This window comes from Catenulispora rubra (assembly GCF_015356825.1).
In the GTDB taxonomy this organism is placed as follows: Bacteria; Actinomycetota; Actinomycetes; order Streptomycetales; family Catenulisporaceae; genus Catenulispora; species Catenulispora rubra.
The window spans coordinates 1-6272 of the sequence record NZ_JAACYW010000452.1; the positions used below are offsets into that span (position 1 = coordinate 1).

5 protein-coding genes are annotated in these 6272 nt (G+C 71.0%); 1 reads left to right on the plus strand and 4 read right to left on the minus strand.

The genetic code is table 11. The features are described from left to right. Nucleotides 1-218: 218 nt before the first annotated feature. The 4 genes from GWK61_RS51875 to GWK61_RS51890 all read right to left on the minus strand — a co-directional run bounded on the left by GWK61_RS51875 (nucleotide 219) and on the right by GWK61_RS51890 (nucleotide 4432). Complete coding sequence (locus tag GWK61_RS51875) at nucleotides 219-1697, minus strand: glycosyl hydrolase family 79 C-terminal domain-containing protein (RefSeq protein ID WP_194921571.1); 1479 nt, start codon at nucleotides 1695-1697, stop codon at nucleotides 219-221. Between the two features lie 177 nt (nucleotides 1698-1874). Further along, nucleotides 1875-2546, minus strand: a complete 672-nt coding sequence (locus tag GWK61_RS51880) for a sortase domain-containing protein (RefSeq protein ID WP_194921573.1) — start codon at nucleotides 2544-2546, stop codon at nucleotides 1875-1877. Nucleotides 2547-2552: 6 nt separating this feature from the next. Beyond that, nucleotides 2553-3401 carry a DUF4397 domain-containing protein gene (locus tag GWK61_RS51885; RefSeq protein ID WP_194921575.1) on the minus strand — a complete coding sequence of 283 codons (849 nt, stop codon included), beginning with the start codon at nucleotides 3399-3401 and terminating at the stop codon, nucleotides 2553-2555. Nucleotides 3402-3463: 62 nt separating this feature from the next. After that, nucleotides 3464-4432 carry a hypothetical protein gene (locus tag GWK61_RS51890; protein ID WP_194921578.1) on the minus strand — a complete coding sequence of 323 codons (969 nt, stop codon included), beginning with the start codon at nucleotides 4430-4432 and terminating at the stop codon, nucleotides 3464-3466. A 662-nt stretch (nucleotides 4433-5094) separates the two neighbouring features. Between GWK61_RS51890 and menC the strand changes: the two genes are divergently transcribed. Beyond that, nucleotides 5095-6204 (plus strand): o-succinylbenzoate synthase, encoded by a 1110-nt coding sequence (gene menC, locus GWK61_RS51895; protein ID WP_194921581.1) that lies wholly within the window; start codon nucleotides 5095-5097, stop codon nucleotides 6202-6204. Nucleotides 6205-6272: the final 68 nt, after the last annotated feature.

Genomic DNA, 6272 nt, shown 5'->3' on the forward strand with positions numbered 1-6272 from the left:
GGCGGCGTTCGCGCTGGCGGCCGTGGTGCTGGCCGAGGCGGCTTCGGCGAGCGGCGGGGGTGCGGGGCCGGCGGCGCCGTTGTCATCAATGGGGTCCAGCTCAGGAGCGGACTCGAGCGGGAGCTCGAGCGGCGGGCCCGCTGCGGACCCCGGCGTGAGCTCGTACTGAGTGACCGCCCCGCCGGGATCCTTCGCTGGAATCGCTGAAATCCAGCCGGTCAGCTGAACCGGATGATGACCGCACTCCCCGCCGGCACCGTCACGCTCGCGCTCCCGTGCCGCACGGCGACCGGCGTCTGCTGCGGCGTCCCGAAGGCACCGTGCGCCCCGACCTGCTGTCCGCCGAGCGTGATCCCGGAGGTCGCCGCCAGGCCGGCCGGCGATGTCGTGGTCAGCGCGGTGAGGCTTCCGTAGTGCAGCCCGCGCAGGCCGAGGTCCAGGTTCACCGTCGTCGCCGAATGGCTCGCCGGGTCCTGGACGTCGTCGAGCACGACCGTCAGGTGGCCGTGGTCGCGGATCGCGTAGGCGCGCACGTCGGCGGCGTCCGGGTTGTCCAGCGCCACGAACTCCCCGCTTCCGACCAGCTCGGTCGCGAGCATCCCGTAGTAGAGCGGACGCGGCGTCAGGTCGCCGGTGGTCGGGCACAGCGGGGTGTACGGGTCGCAGCCCGCGGCGTTCGTGCCGTCCATGAACTCGGCGCTGGCGATGCCGTCCTGCGCGAGCAGCAGGTTGTAGTCCAGGGACCACAGCGCCGAGGCGAACGTGTCGCTGACCCCTGCGGTACCCGCGCAGACGGTCGAGTTGGTCTCGCTCATCGCCGCCGGCACGTGCAGCTGTCGCGCCGCGCTCAGCGCCGCCTGCGCGTTGGCGTTCTCGTACTGCACCGAGGCGGTGCCCAGCAGCTGCGCGATGGTCGCTACCTGGCCGCCGCAGGCGCTCGTCGGGTAGGTGTGGTCGGTGACCAGCGAGACGTCCGGGTGCGCGGCGTCGGCCGCGGCGAAGCCGGCGAGCCACGAGCTGTGGTTCGTCTCGGCCTCCGGCCCGGTCAGCCGGACGCCCGGGACGGCGGCCCGGATCGCGGAGGCGTACGTCTCGAAGTCCGCATAGTAGGCGGCGGCGTCGGCCTCGTAGAAGTTGGGCTCGTTGCCGACCTCGATCGCCAGCAGCGAGCGCCCGAAGATCTGCTGCGCATAGCGCGCCTCGTCGGCGGCCCGCGCCGGATCGCGGTGCTTGAGGTTGACCGCGAGGATCACCTTCCACCCGGCCGCCTTCACGATCGCGGCCAGCGGCTGCAACTTCGCCGGCGTGATGGTGCCGGACGTGGCCCAACTCGGCGCGGTCTCCCCGGTCGAGGTCCAGAAGGTACCGTCGCCGGAGTTGCCGCCGACCCGGATGGTCCCGGCCGGACCGAGGGTCCTGAGATACCCCGCGAGGTCGGTACTGGAGTAGTTGTCGGCGGCGACCGTCGCGGCCCCGAAGGAGAGCCCGACGAAGCCGGCGGGCAGCCGTTGACCGGTCTGACCGGGATGGACGGTGATGGCCAGGCCGGCCGGTGCCGATATCGGCGTCGTTGCCGGTGCCGCCGACGACGCCGACGCGGGCTGATGCGCCGCCGCGCCGGTCAGCGCGGCAGCGAAGGTGGCAGCGGCAAGGGTCGCGGCAGCCGTGGCGGCGCGCGTGCGGGTAACAGTCTTCATGGTCGCTGTGACAGCTCCTGGCTCGACACGGGATCCGTGGCATGGAACGTGGGGCGTGCGCGCGTGCGGTACACAATGTCGTCCGCGTATACGGGCCCGCACAAGGAGTTGCCGGGTAAAATTTCAGATTAGTGACTAGCATTCACGTACATGAATGCCGACCAGGCGCGTGGCTGGCTAACCGCTCAGCTTCGCGAAGACCACGACGTTGTCGGCATACTGACCCTTCACGAAGGCGCCGCCGCAGGTGATGAGCCGCAGTTCGGAGTCGGGGCGCGGGCCGTAGACGCTCTGGGACGGGAACTGGGCCTTCGCGTAGTCGACCACTGAGGTGGCGACATACACGACGTGGCTGCCGTTGCTGAGCGTGATCGTGATCGGGTCGCCGGCCTTGATCTTCTTCAGGTGGGCGAAGATCGCCGGCCCGTGGAGGGAGTCGACGTGGCCGGCGATGACGACCGGGCCCGGCTGCCCGGGCAGGGAGCTGCCGGTGAACCAGCCGGCCTGTCGGGGGTCGGTCGGCGTCTGCAGCGCGCCGTCGGATGCCACGCCGAGTTGTTCCAGCGCGGTGTTCACCGTGATCGCCGGGATCTGCAGGGTGACCGGGAGGGTCGCCGCGACCGGTTTGGTCGCAGAGGTCTGTGACGGTGCCGCGATGACGGTGGTCGTCGTCGACGGCTGGGCCGAGGCGGTGGCCGGCGATTCCCCGGCCGCGGAGGCCGAGCTGTGCAGCATGCCGAAGAGCCCGACGCCGCCGACGGTGATCGCCCCGCAGCTCCCCAGCAGCCCGAGCGTGGCCAGCGGTCTGGCCGCCCACCACTGCCCGGGCCTTCCGGAGTGACGCCCCATCCGGCTTCAGAACCTGCGCAGGCGCCGCACGGCGAAGCCGGCGCCGCCGGCTCCGACGAGCAGCAGGCCGCCCCACAACAGCTCTTCCTCCTGCGCGCTGAAGAAGCCGGTGCTGCCGGTGCCGCCGCCGTAGCCCGCCGCGACGCCGCCCTTCGGGATCACGGCCGAGCCGGCGGAGTCGGTCAGATTGAGCACCTGCGGGGCGTTCCCGGTGCCGTCGAGGATGGCCAGGGTGTACGTGCTGCCGGTGTGGAGGTCCACCTGAGCGGTGGTCGACGCGGCGTCGGACTTCACCGCGACGTCCCACGGTCCGGCCGCGACCGTCTGGTAGTCGGTGACGGTCGGGAAGCGCAGGCCGTCGCCGATCGTCTGGCCGCCGGCCGACACCGTGACGCTCGGGTTCTGCAGCGACGCCTCGATGACCCGCACGTCGGCCTTGCCGGCCGGGGCGTCGAGCCGGTCGCTCAGCACACTGAGAGTCAGCCCGGAGGACGGTCCGAGGCCGGCGACGGTGTAGGCCGAGCCGGACTTGACGTCGACGTTCGTGCTGATGACCGGTGCCGACGCGGAGTCCGCGCCCGCGGCACGCATCGCGACCGTGTAAAGGCCCTGCGGCAGCGCCTCGTACGAGGAGGCCGTGCCGTATGCGACATGCTTGAGGACGGTCTCGGCCGTCGTCCCGCCGAACGCGTAGAGGTAGACGTCGACCGGCGGGGTGTTCGGCGAGAGGTGCGCGAGCCGCACCCAGCCGTCCTGCGCCGAGCCTGCCGCCTCGGCGGTGCCGCCGGACGCCATTCCGGCCGCGAGCGCCGCGACCGCGGTGCCCGCCGCGGCTTGGATCTTTCGGTTGAGCATCGGATGTCTCCTGACGAGGACTGGAGCCGGAACCGGCCCGGAGCGGGCGGTCCCGTCGCGTTTCAGGACGGGGCCGCTCCGAGCAGCCCGATCGGGCTCGGCTGGGCGAACCGGATCGCGAGGCCCTGATCGGGGCCGGAGGCGACGGAGCTGGTCGACAGGGGCGAATAGGGTGGCCGCTGGGCGTCGACGATGCTCTTGAGGGCCGCTGCCGGCGGCGAGTCGGAGGTGGCGCTCGCACCGTCGATCTTGGAGATCACGACGTCGGGGAGCGGGACGTCGGCACCCGCGCCGGGGCCGGATCCGGTGAACGAAGCGATCGTCACGGTGTGGGTGCCGCCGAGGACGGCGAGCAGCGCGCACACCCTGCTGTCGACCAAGCCGCCGGACAGGGCGGCCCGGGCGTTCCCGGTGACGATGATCCTGGGGTTGCGCAGCAGCGCGGTGCCGGCGGCCTTCCGGGCCGCGCGATCGGCGGCGAGCCGGCCGGCACGGGCGGTCGGCCCGTCGAGGGCCACCGCCGTGATCTGCACCGTGGAAGAGCCGGAGGAGCCGGTGGGGAAGACCGCCAGGGGCTCGTCGGCGGTGACGCCGGCCAGCCCGGCGCCGAGTTGGTGGCGGATGACGTCGGTCACCACGACCACGTCGGCCTGCTCGACCTCGCTGAGGCGGGACTGGACGGTGATGAGCGAAGCAGCCGGGAACCCGCGGCCGCTCAGCACCGCGCAGACGGTGACGTCGCAGGCCACGACATGCCCCGGACCGACGTTGGCGGCGATCCAGTCCGCGGCCTGCGCCGCGACCGCCGGGGCGGTGGCCTGGTCCGGGCCCGGCGCCGAGGATGCGGTGGACGGCGCGGTCGGCGGAGCGGTCGGCGGCGGCGTCGACTGGGTCGGGGATGCGGTGTTGGTACCGGTGCTGGACGGGGAGCCCGAGAGGGCTACGTAACTCGTACCGGCTCCGGCCGCGACCGCCAGAACAGCGCCGGCGATCAGCCAGGGCTTCCGTGAGCGGCGCGGGGGACCGGCCACGACTCGTCGGGAGGGGAGTGCGACGGGAGTGGCGGGCTCGGGTGCAGCAGGTGTCGCAGCAGGTATTGCTACAGGTATTGCTGCCTCACGAGGTTCTGCGGCTTCGGCGAGGTCGGCAGGCGGCTCGGGCTCGGATGCCGTGGGGTCTTCGTCCGCGGCCGGCTTCAGGCGCTGATCGAGCTCGACACGGTGCTGATCGAAGGACGCCAGAAGGTCGTCGAGGACCTCATCCGGTCGCTCACCGGATTCCTCGTGCGTTTCCTCGTCCCATTCCTTGGGCCAGTTCTCAGTCGGAGCGGGGGCACGGCTCGGCTCGACGCGTGCGCGAAACAGATCGTCGGCCACAAGACTTCCCGCCTCGCCGAGAATGCTCCAACATTGATTTGGCGTTGAGGACGGAAATCGCCCTTCGCACCCGGTGATTAATCCCCTACTGGCAGTACACGTGCCTTTTCTCTCAACCGCTCGCATTGGACCACGAATGCGAGCACGGCTACAAGCCTTGGAATGGGAACGCTGGAAGATGTTCGCAGGTGCCGCTGATTCCGACCTTTATCCGGGGGATTGTCTTCATCGGCGTCAAGTCGGCGGGCAGGTCGGTTGTTTATCAAGGCTTGCGTACTGTGTTACTGGGTCAGCCCTCTGCGCGACAGAATAGGGACATGAAGCTCGAGCGCGTCGAACTGCGTCGGATTGACATCCCCTTGCGCACACCGTTCCGGACATCGTTGGGCCTTGAACTGAACCGCGACATCCTGCTGCTGCGTGCCGACACCTCCGAGGGACCGGGTTGGGGCGAGTGTGTCGCCATGCCCGAGCCCGGCTATTCGGAGGAGTACCTCGACGGTGCCGCGGAGATGATCCGGCGCTTTCTGCTGCCTGCGGTGGCTGCGCTCGACGACCTCACGCCGGCTCGGGCGGCTGCCGCGATGGCGGCGTTCCCCGGCCATCCGATGGCCAAGGCGACGGTCGAGATGGCGGTCATGGATGCGTGGCTTCGGGCGGCGGGGATCTCGTATGCCGACTATCTCGGCGCGGTCCGCACTGTCGTGGACTGCGGGGTGTCGGTGGGTATCGCTGACACTGTCGATCTGCTCGTCGCCGAGGTCTCGGGCTATGTGGACCAGGGCTATCGCCGGGTCAAGCTGAAGATCGAGCCGGGCTGGGATCTCGCGCCGGTGCGCGCGGTCCGCGAGCGCTTCCCGGACATCGCGCTCCAGGCCGACGCCAACGCGGCCTACACGCTGGGCGACGCCCGCCATCTGGCCGCCCTGGATGCGTTCGACCTGGTGATGCTGGAGCAGCCGCTGGCCTCCGAGGACCTGCGCGATCACGCCGCGCTGGCCCGCATGCTGCGTACCCCGATCTGTCTGGACGAGTCCATCACGTCCGCGCGCAGCGCCGCCGACGCGATCGGTCTGGGGGCGTGTGCGATCGTCAACATCAAGGCCGGCCGGGTCGGCGGCTATCTGGAGGCGCGGCGCATCCACGACGTCTGCGTCGCGAACAGCGTGCCGGTATGGTGCGGCGGGATGCTGGAGACCGGGCTGGGGCAGGCGGCCAACCTGGCGCTCGCGGCGCTGCCCGGCTTCACGCTGCCTGCCGACATCGTGCCGTCCGAGCGGTACTTCGCCACCGACGTCACAGCGCCGATCACCATGGACGGGGGCCGGATCGCGGTTCCGGGCGGGCCCGGTCTGGGGCTGGAACCGATCCCGGAGATCGTCGAGGGCTACACGACGGACGTGGTCGCCGTCACCCGGTTCGGCTGATCTCGGGCCTCCTCGAACCGCGCCGCCGTCGGGCGGGTCCGATCGGGCGTGCGGGGTGGGGTTCGGCG